At 65.7% G+C, this 22,181-nt stretch carries 21 protein-coding genes, 1 tRNA gene and 1 pseudogene; 14 read left to right on the top strand and 9 right to left on the bottom strand.

What is annotated here, in order from left to right; all coding sequences use genetic code 11:
- Positions 1–91: 91 nt before the first annotated feature.
- The gene (locus ACZ60G_RS20495; RefSeq protein WP_433758159.1) at positions 92–502 is read right to left on the bottom strand and encodes a RidA family protein; all 411 of its coding nucleotides are present in this window, start codon (positions 500–502) and stop codon (positions 92–94) included.
- Positions 503–573: 71 nt separating this feature from the next.
- On the opposite strand from ACZ60G_RS20495, the gene ACZ60G_RS20490 reads away from it, so the two are divergent.
- Positions 574–2,142: an esterase-like activity of phytase family protein gene (locus tag ACZ60G_RS20490; protein ID WP_465811597.1), complete on the top strand. Its 1,569-nt coding sequence runs from the start codon at positions 574–576 to the stop codon at positions 2,140–2,142.
- Here the strand turns inward: ACZ60G_RS20490 and ACZ60G_RS20485 are convergent.
- From ACZ60G_RS20485 to ACZ60G_RS20475, 3 genes are all read right to left on the bottom strand, one after another.
- Positions 2,139–2,849, bottom strand: a complete 711-nt coding sequence (locus ACZ60G_RS20485; protein WP_433626736.1) for a DUF998 domain-containing protein — start codon at positions 2,847–2,849, stop codon at positions 2,139–2,141. The two genes, ACZ60G_RS20490 and ACZ60G_RS20485, sit on opposite strands and share 4 nt — an antisense overlap.
- A gap of 298 nt (positions 2,850–3,147) precedes the next feature.
- Complete coding sequence (locus ACZ60G_RS20480) at positions 3,148–3,570, bottom strand: very short patch repair endonuclease (RefSeq protein WP_465811596.1); 423 nt, start codon at positions 3,568–3,570, stop codon at positions 3,148–3,150.
- 13 nt (positions 3,571–3,583) lie between these two features.
- Positions 3,584–4,738 (bottom strand): DNA cytosine methyltransferase, encoded by a 1,155-nt coding sequence (locus tag ACZ60G_RS20475; RefSeq protein WP_465811595.1) that lies wholly within the window; start codon positions 4,736–4,738, stop codon positions 3,584–3,586.
- Between the two features lie 239 nt (positions 4,739–4,977).
- Here ACZ60G_RS20475 and ACZ60G_RS20470 point away from each other — a divergent pair, with 239 nt between their 5' ends.
- The 5 genes from ACZ60G_RS20470 (at position 4,978) to ACZ60G_RS20450 (ending at position 13,198) form a co-directional block, all read left to right on the top strand.
- Entirely contained in the window at positions 4,978–6,228 is a 1,251-nt protein-coding gene (locus ACZ60G_RS20470; RefSeq protein ID WP_465811594.1) for a KasA/KasB family beta-ketoacyl-ACP synthase, read from the top strand.
- A 106-nt stretch (positions 6,229–6,334) separates the two neighbouring features.
- On the top strand, positions 6,335–8,254 hold the full coding sequence (gene fadD32 / locus ACZ60G_RS20465) for a long-chain-fatty-acid--AMP ligase FadD32 (RefSeq protein WP_465811593.1): 1,920 nt from the start codon (positions 6,335–6,337) through the stop codon (positions 8,252–8,254).
- 262 nt (positions 8,255–8,516) lie between these two features.
- Positions 8,517–10,340, top strand: a complete 1,824-nt coding sequence (locus tag ACZ60G_RS20460) for an ABC transporter ATP-binding protein (protein WP_465811592.1) — start codon at positions 8,517–8,519, stop codon at positions 10,338–10,340.
- On the top strand, positions 10,337–12,556 hold the full coding sequence (locus tag ACZ60G_RS20455) for an ABC transporter ATP-binding protein (RefSeq protein ID WP_465811591.1): 2,220 nt from the start codon (positions 10,337–10,339) through the stop codon (positions 12,554–12,556). The genes ACZ60G_RS20460 and ACZ60G_RS20455 overlap by 4 nt, the downstream gene beginning before the upstream one ends.
- A gap of 126 nt (positions 12,557–12,682) precedes the next feature.
- Entirely contained in the window at positions 12,683–13,198 is a 516-nt protein-coding gene (locus ACZ60G_RS20450; RefSeq protein WP_465811626.1) for a putative glycolipid-binding domain-containing protein, read from the top strand.
- A 144-nt stretch (positions 13,199–13,342) separates the two neighbouring features.
- On the opposite strand, the gene ACZ60G_RS20445 is transcribed toward ACZ60G_RS20450, so the two are convergent.
- On the bottom strand, positions 13,343–14,293 hold the full coding sequence (locus tag ACZ60G_RS20445; protein ID WP_465811590.1) for a prephenate dehydrogenase: 951 nt from the start codon (positions 14,291–14,293) through the stop codon (positions 13,343–13,345).
- A 57-nt stretch (positions 14,294–14,350) separates the two neighbouring features.
- Here ACZ60G_RS20445 and ACZ60G_RS20440 point away from each other — a divergent pair, with 57 nt between their 5' ends.
- From ACZ60G_RS20440 to ACZ60G_RS20430, 3 genes are all read left to right on the top strand, one after another.
- Positions 14,351–14,890: a tRNA adenosine deaminase-associated protein gene (locus ACZ60G_RS20440; RefSeq protein ID WP_465811589.1), complete on the top strand. Its 540-nt coding sequence runs from the start codon at positions 14,351–14,353 to the stop codon at positions 14,888–14,890.
- A 28-nt stretch (positions 14,891–14,918) separates the two neighbouring features.
- The gene (locus tag ACZ60G_RS20435; protein ID WP_465811625.1) at positions 14,919–15,353 is read left to right on the top strand and encodes a nucleoside deaminase; all 435 of its coding nucleotides are present in this window, start codon (positions 14,919–14,921) and stop codon (positions 15,351–15,353) included.
- Between the two features lie 61 nt (positions 15,354–15,414).
- Positions 15,415–15,502 (top strand) — tRNA-Ser (locus ACZ60G_RS20430).
- A gap of 417 nt (positions 15,503–15,919) precedes the next feature.
- Here ACZ60G_RS20430 and ACZ60G_RS20425 read toward each other — a convergent pair.
- On the bottom strand, positions 15,920–16,093 hold the full coding sequence (locus tag ACZ60G_RS20425; RefSeq protein WP_465811588.1) for a hypothetical protein: 174 nt from the start codon (positions 16,091–16,093) through the stop codon (positions 15,920–15,922).
- Positions 16,094–16,167: 74 nt separating this feature from the next.
- Entirely contained in the window at positions 16,168–16,455 is a 288-nt protein-coding gene (locus tag ACZ60G_RS20420) for a DUF6191 domain-containing protein (RefSeq protein WP_465811587.1), read from the bottom strand.
- A 144-nt stretch (positions 16,456–16,599) separates the two neighbouring features.
- Here ACZ60G_RS20420 and ACZ60G_RS20415 point away from each other — a divergent pair, with 144 nt between their 5' ends.
- Positions 16,600–16,815 carry a hypothetical protein gene (locus tag ACZ60G_RS20415; RefSeq protein WP_063047047.1) on the top strand — a complete coding sequence of 72 codons (216 nt, stop codon included), beginning with the start codon at positions 16,600–16,602 and terminating at the stop codon, positions 16,813–16,815.
- Between the two features lie 163 nt (positions 16,816–16,978).
- The gene (locus tag ACZ60G_RS20410) at positions 16,979–17,179 is read left to right on the top strand and encodes a hypothetical protein (RefSeq protein ID WP_063047073.1); all 201 of its coding nucleotides are present in this window, start codon (positions 16,979–16,981) and stop codon (positions 17,177–17,179) included.
- On the opposite strand, the pseudogene ACZ60G_RS20405 reads toward ACZ60G_RS20410, so the two are convergent.
- A pseudogene (locus ACZ60G_RS20405) lies at positions 17,176–17,484 on the bottom strand (EamA family transporter); the annotation flags it as partial. The gene ACZ60G_RS20410 and the pseudogene ACZ60G_RS20405 overlap by 4 nt on opposite strands.
- Positions 17,485–18,113: 629 nt before the next feature.
- On the opposite strand from ACZ60G_RS20405, the gene ACZ60G_RS20400 reads away from it, so the two are divergent.
- On the top strand, positions 18,114–18,299 hold the full coding sequence (locus ACZ60G_RS20400; protein ID WP_465811624.1) for a hypothetical protein: 186 nt from the start codon (positions 18,114–18,116) through the stop codon (positions 18,297–18,299).
- Between the two features lie 147 nt (positions 18,300–18,446).
- Here the strand turns inward: ACZ60G_RS20400 and ACZ60G_RS20395 are convergent, their stop codons facing one another.
- Positions 18,447–20,744: an MMPL family transporter gene (locus ACZ60G_RS20395; RefSeq protein WP_465811586.1), complete on the bottom strand. Its 2,298-nt coding sequence runs from the start codon at positions 20,742–20,744 to the stop codon at positions 18,447–18,449.
- A gap of 242 nt (positions 20,745–20,986) precedes the next feature.
- Here ACZ60G_RS20395 and ACZ60G_RS20390 point away from each other — a divergent pair, with 242 nt between their 5' ends.
- Together ACZ60G_RS20390 and ACZ60G_RS20385 are read left to right on the top strand one after the other, a co-directional pair.
- Positions 20,987–21,580, top strand: a complete 594-nt coding sequence (locus ACZ60G_RS20390) for a TetR/AcrR family transcriptional regulator (RefSeq protein ID WP_465811585.1) — start codon at positions 20,987–20,989, stop codon at positions 21,578–21,580.
- 38 nt (positions 21,581–21,618) lie between these two features.
- A complete protein-coding gene (locus ACZ60G_RS20385; protein ID WP_465811584.1) occupies positions 21,619–22,113 on the top strand; it encodes an RrF2 family transcriptional regulator in 495 nt (164 codons plus the stop codon).
- Positions 22,114–22,181 lie beyond the last annotated feature (68 nt).

The following is a 22,181-nucleotide window of genomic DNA, read 5'->3' as shown; positions in this document are numbered from 1 at the left end:
AGACCAACGACCTCCCGGTCATCAGGGTCTTGCGCGACACCTCATCATGTCCCGACCATGTCATCGCGCAATCGAGATCTCAGACACTCACTTAGCGATCCGAACCCGGAACCGTCGCACAAATCGCGTCCGCCTCGATCTCGACCAGCAGCGCGGGCGTGATCAGCGCCTTGATCTCGTACATCGACGCGGCCGGACGGATATCGCCGAATACCTCGGCATGCGCCTTCGCGACCTCGGGCCAGCGAGCGATATCGGTGACGAAGATCCGCGTCCGAACGACATCGGCCAGGCCGGCACCAGCCTCGGTGAGCGCGGTGCCGATGCGGCGCAGTGCTTCTCGAGTCTGCTCGCCGATATCGTCGCCGCCCACCGCATTGCCACCGGGCAGCGATGCCGTGGTGCCGCTGACGGCGACCGTATCGCCGACGCGAACCGCTCGGGAGTAGCCGACGATATCCTCGAACTCCGAACCCGACGCGATGTTCATCCGATCACCCATGGCCACAGCATGACATCAACTGGTCATTCGGACGTAGGGCATTTGTCGGCTGTCTGCGATAGGCAGACACGATGAAAGCGCACCCTCGTATCACCGCGGTCGCCGTCCTCTGTGTGGGCGTGCTGGCCGCAGGCTGCTCGTCCTCGGATACCAAGGACGACTTCACCGTGGCCAAGGACCAGCCGCTGGTGATCTCCCTGGACGACCTGCTGGCCGCCACCGGTGGCACCGCCGCCGTGACGATCGCCGATCCGGAACACGGCACGCTGACCCGTCGCCTGGACGGCGCACTGGTCTACCAGCCGAAGGCGGGCTACACCGGTACCGACGAGCTGAAGGTCACCACCACCGACGCGGTTCGCTTGTACACCACCGACATTGCGCCGCTCGGCGAATTCGGCGGCACCACCGTGCAGGCCAGCGGTTACGGCTCGGCATGGACGCCGGTGCCGGGCGCACCGGGCGAGTTCTACGGACTCACCGATCGCGGCCCCAACGTGGACGGTCCTGGCAAGAACGAGAAGCTCACCCCGACACCGGGTTTTGTGCCGAAGATCGGTCGATTCAAGCTGGTCGGCAATCGTGCGGTCCTGCAATCGACGATCGATCTGCACACCGCCAACGGCACCCCGTTCAACGGCCAGGTCGATGTCGCCGTGAGTACCGGCGAAACCATCAGGGATCTCGCCGGAAATGTCCTGCCGCCCACCGACCACGGCCTCGACCCGGAGGGGCTGGTCGCCCTGTCCGACGGAACCTTCTGGGTCTCCGACGAATACGGCCCGTTCCTGGTGCATTTCGACGCCAAGGGCGGCGAACTGGAGCGATTCGCCCCGGGATCCGGTCTGCCCAGGGAACTTTCGCTGCGCACCCCGAACCAGGGCATGGAGGGCCTGACCATCACCCCTGACGGCGGCACCCTCGTCGGCGTCGTGCAGAGCGGCCTGAATACCCCCGGCCTCGGCGGTTCGGCCAAAGACGTGCCGATGACCCGCATCGTCACCGTCGACCTGAAAACCAAGGCGGTCAAGGAATTCGTGCTCCCGCTGCAGGATCCGAAGACCACGAAGGTCGCCGACTCCGAGATCACCGCGCTGAGCGCCACCACTTTCCTGGTCGATGAACGCGACGGCACCCTGCCTCCGAAGGCCGATAAGAAGCTGTGGACCATCGATATCTCCGGTGCCACCGACGTCGGTCCGGACTCGAAGGTCCCCGGCGCACAATACGATCCGGAACGCGGCGGTCTCCAGATCGAGGGCAAGCCGCTGGAAACCCTGGTCGGCGCCGTCTCGACGAATGACGCGACCGCGGCGCTGAAGAAAGCGGGCGTCACCCCCGCGGCCAAGACCGCGAACCTGGATTTCGCCGCCCTGGTCACCGGCCTGAACGCCGACGGCAAGTTCTTCGGTCACGACAAGATCGAGGGCGTCGCGACGCTCGACGGCGGTAAGACCCTCTACATCGCCAACGACAGCGATTTCGGCCTCGCCGCCAGCAAGGGCGACCAGCCACCCTTCGGCCTGAAACCCAAGACGCTGCCCAACGGCCTGCAGGACACCGGCGAAATCCTCGAGGTCGACACCGCCGAACTGCCCGCGAAACTCGACACTCACACGGTCACGATCAAGGTCGACTAACTCGAATCACTCTCGACCCACTCGCGGCCTTCCAGAATCACCGCGGCCGCCAATGTGATCAGCCACAGCGACATCGATCCGACCTGGATCCGCTGGGCGATACCGAGCGCGTAATTGCCGGTCAGGTTGTCGGCGACCAACATCCACACGGTCGCCGCCGACCCGATCACCAGCACCACCACACCGGCCTCGCGCAGGATCCGCCAGCGGTGATATCGGAAGGCGGCCACGCTGAACGCGAAGGTCGCGATGGCGATAGCGGTGACCGCGATGGTGCTGGTCAGCGCGTGCGGCTGATGCAATTGCGGGAACAGTTCGCTGCCACCGCCGCCGCATTCGGCGTTGTCCTGCGGTGTGCAATCGCGCAGCGGGAGCAACACGTCGCCGATGGTCGCGGCGCCGAAGCAGAACAGCGCGATCCAGCCGATGGTGGTGAATCTGCGGCGCGGAAACAACAGCAGCCCGGCGATCGCGGCAGGCATCAGCAATGCGCCGACGATCTTGTCGGCGGTCGCGAACAACTCGCGATGCGGCTTGCCGACGGCATCGAGTTCGCTGAGGAACGAGTTGACCGGATCGACGTCGATCTTCAGCACGAACTCGAGCAACCACGACGAATAGCAGAGCCCGGCGATCGCGATCGCGGCCGCGATGAGCCCGCAGGCCACCCGGACGTGTCGTTCGGCGAGCCTCCGGCTATCAGTCACTGGACCATTCTCCGCCTCCTCGTTGGTCCGGTGATCAACAGTAGATGCGTGTGTCCGCACCGACCGGTCTTCCACACACCTCATTACCAACTCGAACACAGGGTTCTGTCAGGTCCGTCGGCGATGGTTGGTACAACTGAGGAGGTCCCCATGATCGGAATCACAACGGCCATCGCCGGAATGCTGGTGCTGACGGTAATGGCGGTGTCGGGCTACCTGGCCGCGCACGCGCCGCGCTCGCTGGTCCGGGTGCGGGAACGCCGCTAGCGACTGCTTGCAGGTCGCTCGAGAGGGTCAGCTAGCGTCTCGCGGCCAATACCGTCTGGATCCGGTCCGCCGCCACAATGGCGTCCTCGTGTTCCCAGACACGGATCACCAGCCATCCCTCGGCCGCCAGCGCCGCATCGGTGGCCCGGTCACGGGCCACATTTCCGCGCAATTTGTCCGCCCACCACTGCGCGTTGTTCTTCGGATCGGTCGCGTGCTGCGGGCAGCGATGCCAGAAACATCCGTCCACATACACCGCGACGCGCAGCCGGGGAAACACCAGATCCGCCCGCCGACGCTGCCCGCGCAACGGTGCCCGATCGACGTAATAGCGCAGTCCGCGCCGATGCAATTCCCGGCGCAGCGCGAGTTCGGGCCGGGTTCCGGTCCGCCGCTGCCGGGCCATCCGCGCACTGGTCGCGGCGTCGGTGAGCGGATGCCGAGCCGGGTTCATGACGTACCGAACCTCATGCCGCCCAGCCGCCCATCCGATCGAGATGACTTTCCACATCGGCCAGAAATCCGGGCGGGAACCGTAGATTGCCCATTCCGGTGCGCCGCAGGAACCCGGCGGTGGCACGCGCCGAGAGCAGTCGTGAATCGGTGAGGAAATGCTGCAGGTCCTCGTACGGCTCGTGCACCGGCCAGGTCGAAACCGGCACCCGATAGGCGTTACCCGCGCGACCCCACGCGGCGACCGGCCACGGCCGTCCCGGCGGCAACGGCTCATCGCCGGGAATCGGGTCGAGCGGCTCGGCCAGCCGCGCGCCGACCCAGGACGCCATCCGCACACTCACCGCATTCCCGATCAGCTTCCACCGATGTCCGTGCCGAATTCCGGGCGCCGTGGTCGCCGGTTCGGTCCAGTCTGCGTCGAAGCCCTGCAGCCGCTCACCGTCGACGATGCCCGGCGTGACGAGCTCGCCCGAGGGCAACCGCACCGCGGGCGGACTCGCGATGCCCAGCGCCGAACCGCCCTTGAGCGTCGGGATCGCATTCACCGCCCAGCCGAGCCCGCGCACACCCTCGGTCCAGTAGAAGCCGCACGGATCCTGTTCCGGGTCACCGAGATCGAGCGGTCCGGCATCGTCGCCGAACAGCACCCGGCGCGGATCCTCGGTGCGCGAGGCCAGCATCAGCACCCGCTGACGGCGCTGTGGCAGCCCGAACGCGCGCGCGTCGACCAACCGGTATGCCCAGGTGTAGCCGAGCTCCTCCAGCGCGCTCGTGATGTGCCGCATGGCGGCCCCACGACCCAACTGCAGCATGAACGGCACATTCTCGATCAACAGCCAGCGCGGTCCACGCTGACGGCGCACCAGCCGGAACACCTCGTCCACCAGACCGGAGCGCTTACCTGTAATGCCCGCGGTGCGTCCGGCCTGCGACAGGTCCTGACAGGGAAATCCGGCGGCGACCAGCTCGGTCCCGGCGGGCAGGGCACGCAGCCGAGTGATGTCCCCCTGCAACGGAATCCCGGGAAAGCGCGCGGCGAGCACCGCCTGCGCGCCGGGATCGATCTCGCACAGCAGCTCGGTGTGCCAGCCGTGGCGCCCGAGGCCGAGCTCCAGCCCGCCGATACCGGCGAACAGCCCGACCATCCGCCCGCCCGTCACAGTCATCCCTTCTCGCGGTTGCTCGCGGATCGCTCGGAACCACCAGCGCTGCGTATCCGCTCAGCAGGTTACTCGAGCATTGAATGCGACGACCAGCGACCGCCACGGTAGTGTGTCGAGCACCTGATCCGACCGGATGGGCTGAGCGATGCTCCCGGTCGAATCACGGTTTGCTCGGTCGTTCGATGGCCTTCCACGCGCAGTTCCCGGTTTATCCCAAGAGTGACGCCAGGAAAGTGAGCGAAATGCAGATTCCGTCCACCAAGAACGGAAACTATCCCAACGTTGTCGTGACCAGTCTGGCGGCGACCACTTCGATCGCCGGTGATGTCGATTCCACCTGGAAGGGCCTGCTCAACGGGGAAAGCGGCATCGATGTCCTCGAGGACAGCTTTATCGAGCAGTTCGAGCTACCCGTGCGCATCGGCGGACATCTGAAGGTCAAGCCAGCGGATTGTCTGACCAGGCAGGAGACGCAACAGCTGTCCTATGTGGAGCAGATGGCTGTGGTGCTGGCCCGTGAGGTCTGGCGCAATGCGGGCAGTCCGGAGGTGGACAAGAACCGCCTCGGCGTCGCCATCGGCACCGGCCTCGGCGGCGGCGAATTCATCACCTACGCGCGCGACCGGCTGCAGAACGGCGGCTACCGCAAGGTGTCACCGCTTACCGTGCAGCGCATCATGCCCAACGGATCGGCCGCCTGCGTCGGCCTCGAGCTCGGTGCGAAAGCGGGTGTGGTGACGCCGGTCTCGGCCTGCTCGTCGGGTTCGGAGGCGATCGCCAATGCCTGGCAGATGATCGTGATGGGCGATGCCGACATGGTGGTCGCCGGCGGCGTCGAGGGTTCCATCCAGGCCGTGCCGATCGCGGCGTTCACCATGATGCGCGCCATGAGCACCCGCAACGAGGACCCGAGGGCCGCTTCGCGACCGTTCGACAAGGATCGCGACGGATTCGTCTTCGGTGAGGCGGGCGCGATGATGGTCATCGAAACCGAGGAGCACGCCAAGGCGCGCGGCGCGACGATTCACGCACGGCTGATGGGTGCCGGGATCACTTCCGACGCCTTCCATTTGGTCGCACCCGATCTCGAGGGCAAGGGCGCCGCGCGGGCGATTACCAGGGCCATACAGAAGGCCGGTATCAGCAAAAGCGATGTCGGCCATGTCAATGCGCACGCGACCGCGACCCCGATCGGCGATACCGCCGAGGCGCAGGCCATCAATGCCGCCGTGGGCAACCATGTTTCGGTCTACGCGCCGAAATCCGCCCTGGGCCATTCGATCGGCGCGGTCGGCGCCCTCGAATCGGTGCTGACGGTGCTCTCGGTGCGCGACGGCATCGTTCCGCCGACGCTGAATCTGGACAATCAGGATCCGGAAATCGAGCTCGATGTGGTCAAGGGCGAGGCCCGCCCCGGACGAATCGACTACGCCGTGAACAACTCGTTCGGTTTCGGCGGACATAACGTCGCGATCGCCTTCGGGCGGTACTGAGTAAATCGGGTGGGCGCACCTGCTAGCCTTCCCGACGCTTCGTAATCGACCTGTGTTCGGTGTAATCGCACGGCCCGAGTGCCTGCGTTGGCAAAAGGATAAGGCGATGATCGACGAGACCTTCGACGACTATTTGGACGATCAGGGCAATATCAAAATCCGTGAAGACAAGACCCTGATCGACTTCGTCGACAAGCACAGCGCGGAGAACGGCGACGAGCTCGCCTACCGCTACATCGACTACTCGCGCGAGCGTGACGGCGAGTACATCGAATTGACCTGGCACGAATTCGGCGTGCGGCTGCGGGCCGTCGCGGCCAGGCTGCAGCAGGTGACTCGGCAGGGTGATCGGGTGGCGGTGCTGGCCCCGCAGGGGCTGGATTACGTCGTCTCGATCTTCGCGGCGGTTTACGCGGGCAATATCGCGGTGCCGCTGTTCGATCCGGAGGAGCAGGGCCACACCGATCGCCTGCACGCGGTGCTCGATGACTGCAAACCATCGGCGATTCTGACCGTCGGTTCGGCCGCCGCGGGTGTTCGTAACTTTTTCCGGCACCTCCCGGCGGCCCAGCGTCCGCGGATTATCGCGGTGGACGCGATTCCGGACAGTGTCGGCTCGACCTGGGTGCGACCGGAAATCAATATCGACAGTGTCGCCTATCTGCAATACACCTCGGGCTCCACGAGAACCCCGGCCGGTGTCGAGATCACCCACCGCGGGGTCGGCACCAATTTGCTGCAAATGATCGATGCCATTGGGGTACAGGAGAATTCGCGTGGCGTCACCTGGCTGCCGCTGTTCCACGATATGGGTCTGCTGTCTGTGATCCTGCCGACCATCGGCGGCGGATTCATCACGATCATGTCGCCGAGCGCTTTCGTGCGGCGGCCGTATCGCTGGATCAAGGAACTGGCCGCCGCCTCCGACGGCGCCGGAACTTTCGCGGCCGCACCGAATTTCGCATACGAACATGCGGCGGCCCGCGGTAAGCCGAAAACCGATGAGGAACTGGATCTTTCGAATGTGATCGGGCTGATAAACGGCAGCGAGCCGGTTTCGGTGTCGTCGATGCAGAAATTCAACGAGGCGTTCGCGCCGTACGGTTTGCCGAAGACCGCGCTGAAGCCGTGCTACGGCATGGCCGAGGCGACCTTGTTCGTTTCCGCGACCAAAGCCCAGGACGAGGCGAAAGTCGTCTACGTCGATCGCCATGAGCTCAATGCGGGCCGGATGGTGGAAGTGCCCAAGGGCACGCAGAATTCGCTCGCGCAGGTGTCCTGCGGTTATGTGGCGCTATCGCAGTGGGCGGTGATCGTCGATCCGGAAACCGGCATCGAGCGCGGTAACGGCGAAGTCGGCGAAATCTGGCTGCACGGCGACAATATGGGCATCGGGTACTGGGGTCGGCCGGATGAAACCGCCGCGACCTTCCACAACATCTTGGCGCAGCGACTACCGGAGGGCAGTCACGCACAGGGCACCGATCCGGACGCGAAGTGGATGCGCACCGGCGACTTCGGTGTCTACCTCGACGGCGAGCTGTATATCACCGGCCGGGTGAAGGATCTGGTGATCGTCGACGGTCGCAACCACTACCCGCAGGATCTGGAATTCTCGGCGCAGGAATCCAGCACCGCACTTCGGCCCGGATTCGTCGCGGCATTCTCGGTGCCCGCGAATCAATTGCCCGCATCGGTATTCGAACAGGGCAGCCATTCCGGACTCGCTTTCGATGCCGATGACACCTCGGAACAGTTGGTCATCGTGGCCGAACGCGGTACCGGTGCGGCGAAGCTGGATCCGCAGCCGATCGCCGATATCGTGCGCGGCGCGATCGCACAGCGCCACGGCGTCACGGTGCGCGATCTGCTGCTGGTTCCGGCAGGCTCGATTCCGCGCACGTCCAGCGGCAAGATCGCCCGGCGCGCCTGCCGCGCCGCGTATTTGGAGGGCACATTGCGCGGCGGCCATCAGCAGCAGGACTTCCCGGACGCGCCGGTGGACTCGGCGCAGATGACCGTCTGATCTCGGGTTATACGACGGTAGAATTGAAGCAACGGCCATCGGCGCCCGGGAATCTGGGCGCCGATGTCGTGTGCGGTGCGTTCGGGGGTGTGCGGGGGTTCTTGACCTCGAGGTTACTCGAGGTTGTTGGCTGTGGACGTGGCGGAAAATCGGTTGGCCGATCTCGGGACTGATGCCACGCTGAAATGTCGGACCCCGATGCGAACATCACCGGGGATCCGTTCGCGACACAGCCAATCCAAGACGATCACGAGGGGGAGCTTTGTCCGTCACGCTCGATACGCCGTTGGCCGACACGGAGGTCGACAGACCGGAGCGGCCCGCCGCCGCCGCGGTGCCGGGCCGCCTGCAATCGCTTCGCCGGTTCTGGCCGTATCTGCGGCCGCATCGGTTCACACTGCTCGGGGCCACCACGCTCGCGGTGCTCGCCACCCTGACGTCGATCATGCTTCCGCTGGTCATCGCGCGGATTATCGACGGCCCGATCCAGCGGCGCGATTTCGGCGGCGTCGTGTTTCCGGTGTTGCTGGTGCTGTCGCTCGGTCTGCTGGAGGCGTGCGGCGTATGGGGTCGGCGGTGGCTGATCGCGAAGCCCGCGGCCCAGTTCGAAATCGATATGCGCGCCAAGATCTTCCGCAAACTGCAGACGCTCTCGATCGGACGGCACGATGCCTGGGAGTCCGGCCAGTTGCTCTCCCGCGCGGTCGACGATATGGGCACCATGAAGCGGTTCGTCGCATTCGCGGGGCCGTTCCTGATCATCCACTTCATCGTGATCCCGATCGGTCTGGTGGTGTTGTTCGCGCTGAGCTGGCAAATCGGGCTGACCTTCGCGGTCCTCGCGATCCCGCTGTCCTACGTCTGCCTGCGGTTCGAGCGGCGCTACGGCGTTGCGTCGCGGCGCTCGCAGGATCAGGCCGGTGACCTGGCCACCACTGCCGAGGAGTCCGCGCAGGGCGTCCGGGTGCTGAAGGCATTCGGTCGCGGTGCGTTCTTCGGCGGGCGGTTCACGGCGCAGTCACGGGAACTGCAGCAGACCGAACTCCTCAAGGTGCGGCTGGACGCCACGCTCTGGTCGGCGATGGTGTGCCTGCCGCAGCTGGCCATCGCCTTCGCGCTCGGCTACGGCGGTTACGCCGTCGCACACGAGATGATGACGCTCGGCACCGTGGTCGCGAGCATCACGCTGGCGACCTTCCTGCAGTGGCCGATCATCTGGACCGGCTTCCTGCTCGCCGAGTGGAACGATGCGCGCACGGCAGCGGACCGGTTCTGGGAGATCATCGACACCCCCGTCGAAATCACCGATCCCGCGGATCCGGTAGCACTGCCGGAGCGGATCGTCGGCGAACTGACGATGCACGGTGTGCGTTTCGCCTTTCCTGACGCGAAGGGTGAAGTGCTGCACGATATTTCGCTGAAAGTGCGCCCCGGTGAGACGGTGGCGCTGGTCGGCGCGACCGGGAGCGGCAAGACGGCGTTGCTCAACCTGATTCCGCGGCTCTACGACGTGACCGGCGGTGCCATCACCATCGACGGCATCGATATCGCGTCGATGCGGGTGTCCGATCTGCGTTCGCTGGTCTCGGTGGCATTCGAGGAGCCGGTGCTGTTCTCGGCGAGTGTGCGGGAGAACGTCGCGCTCGGCGATCCGGAGGCCACCGACGACGATGTGCGGCGCGCGCTGGATGTCGCCCAGGCCACCGATTTCGTGAACGACCTGCCGTGGGGATTGGATACCCGAATCGGTGAACAGGGGCTGAGCCTGTCCGGTGGTCAGCGCCAGCGGCTGGCCCTGGCCCGCGCGGTGCTCGCGCGCGAAAGCGCGGGGGAGCGGACTCGGATCATGGTGCTCGACGACCCGCTGTCCGCACTCGATGTGGAGACCGAGGAGCGCGTACAGGAACGGCTGCGCACAGTACTGTCCGGTGCCACCACATTGCTTGTGGCGCACCGCCCTTCGACAGCGGCGCTGGCCGACCGGGTGGCGCTGCTCGCCGACGGCCGGATCGTCGCCGAAGGCGCTCACGATCAACTACTCAAAACCAGCAGTCGCTACCGCGAACTGATGGGAGGTGAATCATGACCACCACCGAAACCGCTGTCCCCGCCGACGATTCGGCCGACCGCGATGAGGTCGCCGACTGGCGCGGCATCGCCAATGAGGACAAGGCGGTCACCGAGACCGGAAATCTGGTGCTGGCCGGTCGATCTCGGCGCCTGCTGCTGAGCCTGGTCCGGCCTTACCGCAAACTCGCGGTCTTCGCCCTGCTGCTGATCGTGCTCGACAATGCCGCGATGGTGTCGGCGCCGCTGTTCGTCGCGCACGGGCTCGACGTCGGCATCGCCGAGGGCGTCGCTGGGAACTGGGCGCCCTTGGCGCGCACCGTCGCGGGTTACCTCTGTGCGGTCGGCGTCGGCGTCTGCACCACCTTCGTCTTCCTGCGGATCTCCGGAAGACTCAGCCAGAGTGTGCTTTTCGATCTGCGGGTCCGGCTGTTCGCCCATATGCAGCGGCTCAGCGTGGCCTTCCACGAGCAGTACACCTCCGGCAAGGTCGTCGCACGACTGACCGGTGACATCGAAACTCTTCAGCAGCTGCTGGAGAGCGCGCTGAATCAGGCACTGAGCGCGATCCTTTCGGTGCTGACCATCGCGGTGCTGCTGATCTACCTCGATCAGACCCTCGCCGCGATCGTGCTGCTCGGATTCGTGCCATTGGTGTTGGTCACCCGCTGGGCACAGCGCAGGCAGCGAGCGGGTTACCGGCGCACCCGCGGCGCCATCGCGAAAGTGGTCGTGCAGTTCGTGGAGTCGATGGGTGGCATGCGCGCGGTGCAGGCCTTCCGTCGCGAGACCCGCAACGAATCGGTGCTGGCAACCGAGGACGCCGAATACTTCCAGGCGACCACCGCCGCGATGCGCGGCATGGGCGACTATGCCGGTCTCACCCGCCTGCTCGGCAATCTGACCACGGTGATCGTCATCGTGGTCGGCGCCCGGCAGGTGATCGAGGACAACCTCGCGGTCGGCGTTCTCGCGGCATACCTGTTGTACCTCAACGAGTTCTACGGTCCCCTCGACGAACTCGCCCAGGTATTCAATGCCTACCAGTCCGCGGCGGCCGCGCTGGAGAAGATCTCCGGTGTGCTCGAGGAGGAACCCTCGGTTCGGGAACCGGAGGAGCCGATCACATTGGCGAAGGCGACCGGTGCCGTGCGGATGGACCGAGTGTGGTTCGGCTACGGATCTCCAGCCCCGGCGTCCTCCGAATCGTCGGATGCGATACTCGCTCACTCGGATTCGGGCACGGTGGTGGAAGGCTCCGATGCGGTGTTGTCCCGCGGGGGTGGGTCCGCGGTGGATGGCACCCCGCATGCCGATCTCGAACTGTCGGAATCCACTGGTCGCTCGCTCGCGAAGATCGGATCGGAGAGCCCCAGGGGTGTGCAGTCGAGCGCGGTTGGGCCGACGCCGAGGGGCGTGGCGGCTGCCGAGATCGTTTCGGACAGCCCTGGTGCGGCGCTGCTGAGCGCGGCTGGTTCGACGTTTGGCGGTGTGGCAGCTGCCGAGGCCGAAGGTGTTGTGCCGCAATCCGAGGAGCGCGGTCGAGCGCGTCCGGTGTTGCCGGAGTTCTCGCTGGAGATTCCGGCCGGGCAGGTGATCGCGCTGGTCGGTGCGACCGGTGCGGGCAAGTCCACCTTGGCCAAGTTGTTGACGCGGTTCTATGACCCGTCGGGCGGCACGGTGACCTTGGACGGTATCGACCTGCGGCGGTTGTCCGATGCGGATCTGCGGCGCAATGTCGTGATGGTCACGCAGGAGTCGTATCTGTTCTCCGGATCGGTGGCCGACAATATTCGGCTCGGCCGGCCGCAGGCCGGTGATGCGGAGGTGTTCGCGGCGGCGCGCGCGGTCGGGCTGTACGAGTTCGTCACCGCGCTGCCCGAGGGCTTCGACACCGACGTGCGCAAACGCGGTGGGCGATTGTCGGCAGGACAGCGGCAGTTGGTTGCGTTCGCCAGGGTGTTCCTCGCGGATCCGGCGGTGATCGTGCTGGACGAGGCGACCTCGAGCCTGGACATTCCGAGCGAGCGGCAGATCCAGCGCGCGCTGGAGACGGTGCTGCGCGATCGCACCGCCGTGATCATCGCGCACCGGCTCTCCACGGTCGCCATCGCCGACCGCGTGCTGGTGCTGGAATCGGGTCGGATCGTCGAGGACGGCACGCCGAGCGCGCTCATCGAGGGCACCGGCCGGTTCGCCACCCTGCACGCCGCATGGCGAGAGTCGCTGGTGTGATGCGGGCAAGGCGCGTGCGTCGCTTACGGTAGATACGTGACGAACTCAGACCTCGGCCCCGACAGCCAGCCGGCGACATCGCGGTGGCCGGCGATCCTCACGTGGCGCGCGCACAACGCGTCACGGATGGAGTCCGTCCGCGTGACGCTCAATGGCAACCGCATCCGTGCCGCCGGTCGCATGATCGGCGGCGAATGCGCCGACCATCCCGCGTTCAGTGCGTCGTATGACCTGGTCACCGACGAGAACGGCGTCACGAAGCGGCTATCCCTGCGCAGCACCACCGCTGCCGGGGAACGCCAGGCCTCGATCGCCAGGGACGAGGAGAACTACTGGCTCGTCGACGCCGGCGGCGGCCACGTCCGCTCCACCTTCGCGGGCGCCCTCGACGTCGACGTCGTACTCAGCCCGTTCTTCAACACCCTCCCCATCCGCCGCTTCAGCCTGCAGAACGGCGTCGACAACATCCAGGTCCCGGTCGTCTACGTCCGCCTCCCCGACCTCCTGGTCCAAGAAGCCAGCCTCACCTACAGCAGCGGCGCCACCGGCATCAGCGTGCTTTCTCCCGTCTCCAGCGCCACCGTCACCGTCGACGCCGACGGTTTCCTCCTCGACTACCCGGGTCTTGCCGAGCGCATTTGACCTGCGCGTGGGCGGGTCGCTCCAGCTTCGTGAGCACCCGGCCGCTTCGGTTTGCATGTCGCAGGGTCGGACGGTGATTCCCTGCGCCGCGCTCGCGAGCGCGGCGCAGGCTGTCTCCTCGGTATTCGGGCCCTCGCGTTGCGATCAGTCCAATTTGGTGATCACCCCGCCGCGCTGGCCTGCCTCGCGCAGCGCCTCGAGCCAGTTGTGGTCGCCGGGGCGGATATCGGTGATCTCCCAGCGCTGGGTGGTTGCATAGCGTTCCCGGCCGTCGTGCCCGGCTTCGACGAGGTCGACCAGGGTGCCTTCGTCGCGGAGGCTGTCGCGGGCCGCGCCGAGCACAGTGAGCGTCTCCTCCAGTACGTCGAGCAGGGCGGTGGCGTTCGGTTCGCAGATGGCGCGGACCAGGTCGGGGGCGGTGGCGGCGACTCGGGTGCCGTCGCGGAACGAGCCCGCGGCCAGTCCGAGCGCGAGATCGCCGCCCGCCGCACCGGCCACCGCCAGCGCCTCGGCCAGGACATGCGGCAGATGGGAGATCCGGGCCACCGCCCGATCGTGCTCGTCCGCGACCACCGGGGTGACCACCGCACCGCAGGCGAGCGCCAAGCGCACCACCCGAAGCCACGGTTCCGGATGGGTGCCATCATCCACGCCGACCGCCCACACCGCATCACGGAACAGGCCGGGATCGGTAGCCGCCCAACCGGATTCGGAGGTACCGGCCATCGGGTGCCCGCCGACATAGCGAGCCGCGAGCCCGTGCCGACGCACCGCCTCGGCCACCGGCGCCTTGACGCTCACCACATCGGTGAGCGAGCAGTGCGGCGCGAAGGTGGCCACCTCGGCGAGGATGTGGTCCACCGCGGGCATCGGCACCGAGACGACGATCAGCGCATCGGTATCTGCGGCCCGGGTCAGCACCCCGAGCAGGTCCCCGGTGACATCGAATCCGTCCGCCCGCGCGGCCTGCGCACCCGCCTCTGACCTGTTGTAACCCCACGCGTCATAGCCCGCGCCGATCGCGGCGCGCAGCAGTGAACCGCCGATCAAGCCTGTCCCGAGGACACACACTGGTGCTTTCTGGTCAGGAGTCATCGGAACAGATTCGCATACGACTTCAACATTTCGGCTCGAGCCGACTACCGTTGCGGCATGGCAGCACAGCGCTCGGGCACGAACAAGGCTGCGTCGGATGATTACGACGACGTGGAAGGGTTCGCAGTGGCGGTTGTCCGCGAAGAAGGACAATGGCGGTGTAGTCCGCTGAGTCAGGCCGCGCTCACCGATCTGTCCGCGGCGGAAACAGAACTCAAAGCATTGCGCAGTTCCGGTGCGGTGTTCGGATTGCTGGATGTCGATGACGAGTTCTTCATCGTGCTCCGGCCCGCGCCGAGCGGTACCCGGATGCTGGTCTCGGATGCGACGGCCGCGATCGACTACGACATCGCGGCCGATGTCCTCGAGGCCCTCAATGTCGAAATTCCGGACATCGATCCGGACGAACTCGACGATATCGAGCCGTGGGAGGAGGGCGACCTCGGCGTCCTCGCCGACCTCGGCCTGCCCGAACCCGTGCTCAGCGTGATCCTCGCCGAGACCGATCTCTATCCGGATGAGCAGCTCGGCATGATCGCCCAGCGGCTCGGTTTCGCCAACGAACTCACGGCCGTGCTGGACAAGCTGCCGCGCTGACGTGAGCCTGCTCACCGACGACACCGACATGGTCCGCGTCGCGATCGCCGCCGCAGCCGATGCGGGTGATCGCGACGTACCGGTCGGTGCCGTCGTCTTCGATGCCGACGGCCGTGAGCTCGCGCGCGCGGCCAACGCCAGGGAGGCCCTCGGCGACCCGACGGCGCACGCCGAGATCCTCGCCCTGCGCCGCGCCGCCGCCGTCGTCGGCGACGGTTGGCGTCTGGAAGGCTGCACGCTCGCGGTAACCCTGGAGCCTTGCACTATGTGCGCGGGCGCCCTGGTGCTCGCCCGCGTCGGCCGCCTGGTCTTCGGCGCCTGGGAACCGAAAACCGGTGCCGTCGGCTCCCTTTGGGACGTAGTTCGTGACCGCCGTCTCAATCACCGCCCGCAAGTCCGCGGCGGCATCCTCGAAGCCGAGTGCGCGGCCCTCCTCGACGCCTTCTTCCGCACCCAGCGCTGACCCCTCCCACCCCGCTACAGCCGATTTAGCGATCCGCCCCCCGTCCGGTATGGTTGTCGGCGGTGGCGTGTCCGAGCGGCCTAAGGAGCACGCCTCGAAAGCGTGTGAGGGGTAACCCCCCTCCGAGGGTTCAAATCCCTCCGCCACCGCAAAGCCCCTCACCTGTTAGCGCAGGTGAGGGGCTTTTTCTTGCCGACTTATGGTTCAGCGGCGGCCGGACGAGCCTCGCGCAGCTGCTCGCCCAGCGTGATGACGGCAATTTCGTCGCCCATTCGGATATGTCGCGGTGAAGGGCTCGTATGAACCAGGTCAGCCTGGATCCCGGAGTTGCCATCCCGACGTGCAGGGCATCGGAGGCTCGTGGGCAAGCGGCTGCCGGTTCGCCGACACTGCCGGGGCGCATGCCGATTCGTGACGTACCCGATTGCCGCCGAGCCTCTTTCGAGCGACCCCACCGCCGTGGTGACGGTAATCGCTACTACCGCTACCCGATTCAGCAGTACAGGCACGAGTTCTCGCGTGGACCCAGCGCAGCTTTCCGGCCGGGTCCGGGGGACCGATCGTCTCTAGCTCGCGTTCGGGAAAGCCTGGCGCACACCGATGGTGATCGCTTCGGCTTCGGCCAACCTGCGGCGTTGGACACGTTTCAGCGCCTCCACGACGCTCGCGGTCCGATTGTCGCTGTGCGCATCGATGAACGTGACCACTTCTGGACGTCGGACGGCAATTTGGATCCTCATACCACCCATACCTCGATGGTAATGCGCATGGCCGCAGAAGTTGCTCACTGATCGCGCAACCGATTTCGGTCTGGTTACTGCTCCGAATCCTGCCGCCGCAGGACAACGGTCTGCCGGTCCAGGTCGACCCCGACCCGAGGCGGCGCACCTTGTGCATCCTCGTCGCGCAGCATCGACACCGAGTCCCGGTGGTCCAGTTCCATCCGCTTCGTCCCGTAGAACATGGCGGTGAACTCGTCGGCGAAGGTGCCGGAGACGGGGTTGCGGCGTGTGCGGCGTTTTCGGGTCAGGGCTTCGTAGAGGGCGACGGCCATCAGCAGTAGGACCCAGCCAGGGATGGACCAGCCCAGGAAATCCGCCATGCGGCAGCAACGATTCCGCCGACTGTGGAGTTCCTGGGTAAGTTGGCGGCGGGCGGGTATACGGCGATTAGGTAAGCGCGGGGAGGGTGCGCAGCGATGATGCGGTGCAGTACGAGCCGCGCGCGATTGATTCGCGAGAGTTAGATGAGAGAGCCCTATTTTCGATTCGGCAGTCTGCTGGTGCTGATCTGGCTGGTGATCGGCGTCGTTGCCGCGGGGCAGCGGCACTATTTCGACAGCGGTCCGGTCAATTGCGCCGGCTTCGGCACGATCGCGGTGACGGTGATCGCCGGTCCGCTCAACTATATGGGCGTGAACCCGAAGATCTCCGACTGCAATGTGCCCCAACCAAGCCAGTAATGCGTGAGGGCTGAGTTCCGAGGGTTCGGCCACCCTCAGGGCTCAGGGCGTGCTCTGCCGGGCGGCGACATGCCGTGCGGTCGGGCGCGCCCGCCCGCGCCCGGCAAGATGCCATAATTCGCTGAAACCCGTGCGCGCGGTTTGCGGGAGAGATATGGGCGAGATGAAACTTGGCAGCGTGCTGATCGTGCTCTGGTTGGTCGTCGGCGTTGTCGCCTCGGGGCAGCGGCACTATTTCGACAGCGGTCCGATCAACTGTGCGGGCTTCGGCACGATCGCCCTGACCGTCCTCGCGGGCCCGCTCAACTACATGGGCGTGAACCCGAAGATCGCCGACTGCAATGTCCCCCAACCGAGTCCCTAGATCGGCACCGGCTCCAGATTCCGTTGTGGCTCAGGAGCTTTCGTCGAACAACTGCCGGAAGCGCCCGCCGAGGCGATGATGACGAGGCCGATACCGGCGCACTGGACGAGCGCGAGATCTTCGCCGAGCAAAAGCAGTCCCGCCGCGGCCGCGGCCGCTGGTTCCAGACTCGTCAGCACACCGAAGGTGGCGGCCGAAATCCGCCGCAGCGCTTCGAGTTCGATGGCATGCGGCACCAGCGACGAGAGCACCGCGACAACGGCGAGCGCGGCGAGCACCAGGGGATCGAACAGTTCCGGGCTCGCGTTCGCGAAGGCGACGGGTAGCTGTCACGCGGGCGACGCGAGGCGATGACCGCAACGGTGAGCGGTCCGAGGAAATCCAGGGTGACCGCCATACCGAGGGGTATGCGTTCGATAGCGGCATAGAAACACAGATTCATCCCGGCGACGGCGACACCGAGGCCGATGATGCCGGGTAGTGCCGCGCGGTCGACGCGCAGCGAGGGCCGCCACAGCAGCAGTGCGATGGCGCCCGCGAAGGCCAGACGCACGCTTGCCGCGGTAGCTGGCGCCGATGATTTCGAACAGATACTTGGCCAAGCCCGCACCCAGCTGGATACTGACCATAGCGGCGAGGATGAGGTTGGGCGCGGGCACCCGCGCGAGCCGCGCGTGGCTGAACCTTCACAGCCCGAAAGCTAGGGGTCCTAAGTAAATGACAATGGACTGGTCGGTTTCTCGAAAACGGTGCTTACCTTGCCGATCGATGCCCGATCTGTGGTGATCGGCACAAGCGCTCATCCGGCCGGAGAGTGATCGTCTCGCGTGCGGGTATCCGAGGTGGTACGCGAGTGCGAAAGGAAGCGATGACGATGCGCGAGCGTGTGACCCATCCGAGACCGGCGTCTTCCGCTGGTGCGCGACTGTTTGCAATGCTTCTGATGATCTGGCTGGTCGTCGGCGTTGTCGCCGCAGGTCAGCGCCACAACTTTGACAGCGCTCCGATCAACTGTGCTGGTTTCGGCACCATTGCCGTGACGGCGCTGGCCGGTCCGCTCAACTATATGGGTGTGAACCCGAAGGTCGAGGAATGTAGCCTCCCGGAGCCCAGCCAGTAATGCCCGGTCTCCCACCGGAATTCGAGTTGTCATCGGCGAATTCCAGTGGGAGCGTTCCGAATTCGAAGCGCAGCCGCTCTGCACCGGCTGTCGCAGCACTCGGCCCCGCACCCGAATCCGGGTGCGGGGCCGAGCAGGGCGTTCCGATCAGCTCACGCCGACGGGCACCTTCACCGTCTCCGCGGACCGCTGCTGCAGCTCACGCAGCTTCGCGCCCTCGACGTCGATATTCGGCAGGATCCGATCCAGCCACTTCGGAATCCACCAGGACCATTTGCCCATCAGCACCAGCAGCGATGGGATCACGACCATCCGGACGATGAACGCGTCGATCAATACGCCCGCCGCCAGTGCGAAACCCATCGACTTCGCGGTGATGTCGGTTTCCAGCAGGAAGGAGCCGAACACCGAGATCATGATGACCGCGGCCGCGGTGACGACTCGGGCACCATGGTGATAACCGGCGATCATCGCTTCCTTCGGCGACTTGCCGTCGACGAATTCCTCGCGCATCCGCGTCACCAGGAACACCTGGTAATCCATGGCCAGGCCGAACACCAGACCGATCAGCATGATCGGCAGGAAGCTGACCAGCGGATGCGGATCCTCGATCAGCCCGAGCTTGCCCTGCTGGAAGATCAGCACGGTCGCGCCGAAGGTGGCCGCCATGGAGAGCAGGAAGCCGAGCGCCGCGGTCAGCGGCACCAGGATCGAGCGGAATACCAGGATCAGCAGCAGGAATGCGGCACCGGCCACGATCGCCAGATACGGCACGATCTTGCTCAGCAGCACATGGTCGACATCGGCAAAGATCGCCGTGGTGCCGGTGATGCCGTATTCGATGCCGTACTCGGACTGCATCTGCGCTTCGGCATCGCGGGCGTCACTGACCAGATCCTTGGTGGCCTGGTTGTTCGGGCCCGACTTCGGCACGCCGTCGAGCAGTGCGCCCGCCTTGTCCTCACCGCTCCACTTGGGCTCGGTCACGTAATCCATGCCCGGGTACGACGCGAGCTTGGACCGCAGCGCGTTCACCGCGGCCTCGCGCCGGTCGGCGGGCACATTGGTGAGGTCGACCGCGACATTCAGCACGCCGTTGCTGCCCTCGCCGAAGCCCTCGGTGCGCAGTTCGTAGGCCTTGCGGATGGTGGAGGTCTTCGGCTGGCTGTCATCGCCCGGCAGGCCGAGGTTCAGACCGGCGGCGGGTGCGGCGAGCAGACCGAGCACGACCACGCTGAGCAGCAGCGTCACCGCGGGCGCCCGACCGATCAAACGGCCGACGCGCATGCCGTTGGTGACCGACTTGTCGTCCTCTGGATCGTGCTGGGCCACGATCGGCAGCTTCGGCTTGAACAGGAACCGGCCGAACGCGCCGAGCAGCGCGGGCATCAGCGTGATGGCGGTGAGCACCGCGAACGCCGCGGCGATCGCACCACCCAAACCCATGAACGTCATGAACTGGACGCCGACGATGCTGAGTCCGCCGAGCGCGATGATGACGGTCAGACCGGCGAACACCACTGCCGAACCCGCCGTGCCGAGTGCGGTACCGGCCGCCTCCTCCGGCGAATCCTGCACTGCCAGTTCATGTTTGTAGCGCGACACGATGAACAGCGCGTAGTCGATCGACAGCGCGATGCCGATCATGGACGCGAGGAAGGTGGTGAAGCTGGGCACCTCGATGATCGAGGTACCGAGGAAGATCAGCGAGGTGGCCGCGCCGAGACCGACGATCGCGGTGATGATCGGCACGAAGGCGGCGACAATGGCGCCGAAGGCGATGATCATGACGACCAGCGCGATGCCCATGCCGATCTGCTCGGATTTACCGCTCGGTCCCTCGTTCTTCTGCGCGATCGAGCCGCTCATCTCCACCTGCAGCCCGGCATTGCGGGCATCGCTTGCGACGTTGTAGGCCGCTTCGCGCTGCTCGTCGGTGACGTCGGTGAACTTCTTGATGGTGAACGGGACGCTGAAGAACGCGACCGAGTCGGGCGCCGTCTTGCTGAGCACGTTCAGCGGTGCGCCACTGCACTTGGACGGATCCGGGTCGGTGATGCAGCCCGACTTCTCGGCGGCCTCGAGCGGATCCATTACCGGCTTGCTGTGGTCGACGATGTCGAGCGTGCCGAGCTTGGCGATGAAGGCTTCCAGCGCCGCCCGGTTCGCCGGATCGGTCAGCTTCTGCCCATCGGGTGCGGCAATGACATAGGTGCCGGTGACGGCGTCGAATTTGAAGGCGTCGGAGGCGCCGGGAAAGTGCTTGTCGAGAATGTCGTTGGCACGGGCGGACGGCAGCGCCGGCATGCTGAAGTCATTGGTCATCGGCTCCTTGAGCTGCGCGCCTAGGCCGCCGAGCAGCAGGAACAGGACAATCCAGACCGGAAGCACTATCCATTTCCTGCGGAAAGCGAACTTTCCCCATCTATACAGATAAACGGACACGAAAGGGTTCTCCTAGCTGACCTTTTCGAGCGACCTGCAAGCAGTCACTACGGATGGCTGGTTACGTGCTGATTCGTGGCGCGTAGACAAGCACTCGCGGGGATTGCCCTGCCGGCCCCGCCTCCAATTGACGCTTTCTGCCTACCGTGCGGTAGGTAGACTACCCAGGAGCTAAGCGGAGGTACAACCTCAATTCTGGTGGCAACGTTAGCTCGGCGCATAAGTGGTGAGAGGATCATCCCATGATTGTTCGTGACGCGGGCGACGCTGTTGTCGCAGGTGGCGGCACAAAAATGGCCATTCGCGACGCTGCGGTAAAGCTGTTCGGGGCCAAGGGTTTCGAACAGACGAGCCTGCGCGAGGTCGCGGATGCGGTAGGAATCACAAAGGCTTCGCTCTACTATCACTACGCCTCGAAGTTAGATCTGTTACTGGCGATCGTCGATCCGATCGTCGATCACATGCGCTCGGTGATCGAGGATATCGATGCCGTCCCGCACGACGAGGAGGGCGTGCGCGCCGTGCTGCGCGCCTATTTGCGCGGCATGATCCGCCATCGCGACGCGGGTGCGCTGTGCGTCCGCGACACCGTCGCGATCATAAATGTCATGGCCGACCGCTATCCGGACATGCTGGATTCCACTCGGGTGCTGCGCGAATGGCTCGCCGGACCCGGCGCCGACGATGTCGCCAAGCTGCGCGCCAGTGCGGCACTGGAAGTGCTCGGGGTTGCGCTGTTGTCCACCGAACTCGTGCCCGGCGTGCAGGATTCCGTGGTGGAACGCACACTGCTGGACGCGGCCACCTGTGTACTGACCGGCGGCCACACCGCGTAGATTCGTTCGAACACCGAAGAGGCCAGGGAGTAGCCGCCGTGCACATCACCGCGAGGGTCGATTACGCGGTGCGGACCCTATTGGAGATCGCCCGCGCACCGCAGATCCACCGTGCGTCGGATCGGATCGCCGTGCAGGTCGCCCCGGTGGTGAAGGCCGAGGCGATTTCGACCGCGCAGCATATCCCGCCCAAGGTCCTCGAGACCGTCCTCGCCGAATTACGCAGAGCTGATCTGGTGACCAGTAGGCGCGGCCCGGACGGCGGCTATTGGCTGGCCCGCCCGGCCGCGCAGATCTCCATCGCCGATGTGATCCGCGCTATCGAGGGCCCGCTGGCCTCGGTGCGCGGCGAGCGTCCAGAGGATGTGCGATATCCGGGTGCGGCCGAACCGTTGCAGCGGGTGTGGATCGCGCTGCGGGTGAATATTCGTGCGGTGCTGGAGAATGTCTCGATCGATGACATCGCGCAGGACGGGCTGCCGGGATTCGTCGGCACACTCACCGAGGATCCCGGTGCCTGGGCGCGACGATAATTCGAATCGAAGCACACCGGCCGAAAGCCTCGCGCGTGAACATCGCTGCTGGTCAGGAATGTTCGCGA

Source organism: Nocardia sp. NPDC102475, assembly GCF_055584605.1.
The sequence above is the reverse complement of the archived record's forward strand: the minus strand, read 5'-3'. Positions and strand labels throughout refer to the sequence as shown.

What these genes read in the sequence shown, in the direction of transcription:
- ACZ60G_RS20495 (WP_433758159.1), bottom strand. Translation starts at nt 502, where the DNA reads ATGGGTGATCGGATGAACATCGCGTCGGGTTCGGAGTTCGAGGATATC.
- ACZ60G_RS20490 (WP_465811597.1), top strand. Translation starts at nt 574, where the DNA reads ATGAAAGCGCACCCTCGTATCACCGCGGTCGCCGTCCTCTGTGTGGGC.
- ACZ60G_RS20480 (WP_465811596.1), bottom strand. Translation starts at nt 3,570, where the DNA reads ATGAACCCGGCTCGGCATCCGCTCACCGACGCCGCGACCAGTGCGCGG.
- ACZ60G_RS20475 (WP_465811595.1), bottom strand. Translation starts at nt 4,738, where the DNA reads ATGACTGTGACGGGCGGGCGGATGGTCGGGCTGTTCGCCGGTATCGGC.
- ACZ60G_RS20470 (WP_465811594.1), top strand. Translation starts at nt 4,978, where the DNA reads ATGCAGATTCCGTCCACCAAGAACGGAAACTATCCCAACGTTGTCGTG.
- fadD32 (WP_465811593.1), top strand. Translation starts at nt 6,335, where the DNA reads ATGATCGACGAGACCTTCGACGACTATTTGGACGATCAGGGCAATATC.
- ACZ60G_RS20455 (WP_465811591.1), top strand. Translation starts at nt 10,337, where the DNA reads ATGACCACCACCGAAACCGCTGTCCCCGCCGACGATTCGGCCGACCGC.
- ACZ60G_RS20450 (WP_465811626.1), top strand. Translation starts at nt 12,683, where the DNA reads ATGGAGTCCGTCCGCGTGACGCTCAATGGCAACCGCATCCGTGCCGCC.
- ACZ60G_RS20445 (WP_465811590.1), bottom strand. Translation starts at nt 14,293, where the DNA reads ATGACTCCTGACCAGAAAGCACCAGTGTGTGTCCTCGGGACAGGCTTG.
- ACZ60G_RS20440 (WP_465811589.1), top strand. Translation starts at nt 14,351, where the DNA reads ATGGCAGCACAGCGCTCGGGCACGAACAAGGCTGCGTCGGATGATTAC.
- ACZ60G_RS20435 (WP_465811625.1), top strand. Translation starts at nt 14,919, where the DNA reads ATGGTCCGCGTCGCGATCGCCGCCGCAGCCGATGCGGGTGATCGCGAC.
- ACZ60G_RS20425 (WP_465811588.1), bottom strand. Translation starts at nt 16,093, where the DNA reads ATGAGGATCCAAATTGCCGTCCGACGTCCAGAAGTGGTCACGTTCATC.
- ACZ60G_RS20420 (WP_465811587.1), bottom strand. Translation starts at nt 16,455, where the DNA reads ATGGCGGATTTCCTGGGCTGGTCCATCCCTGGCTGGGTCCTACTGCTG.
- ACZ60G_RS20415 (WP_063047047.1), top strand. Translation starts at nt 16,600, where the DNA reads ATGAGAGAGCCCTATTTTCGATTCGGCAGTCTGCTGGTGCTGATCTGG.
- ACZ60G_RS20410 (WP_063047073.1), top strand. Translation starts at nt 16,979, where the DNA reads ATGAAACTTGGCAGCGTGCTGATCGTGCTCTGGTTGGTCGTCGGCGTT.
- ACZ60G_RS20400 (WP_465811624.1), top strand. Translation starts at nt 18,114, where the DNA reads ATGCTTCTGATGATCTGGCTGGTCGTCGGCGTTGTCGCCGCAGGTCAG.
- ACZ60G_RS20390 (WP_465811585.1), top strand. Translation starts at nt 20,987, where the DNA reads ATGATTGTTCGTGACGCGGGCGACGCTGTTGTCGCAGGTGGCGGCACA.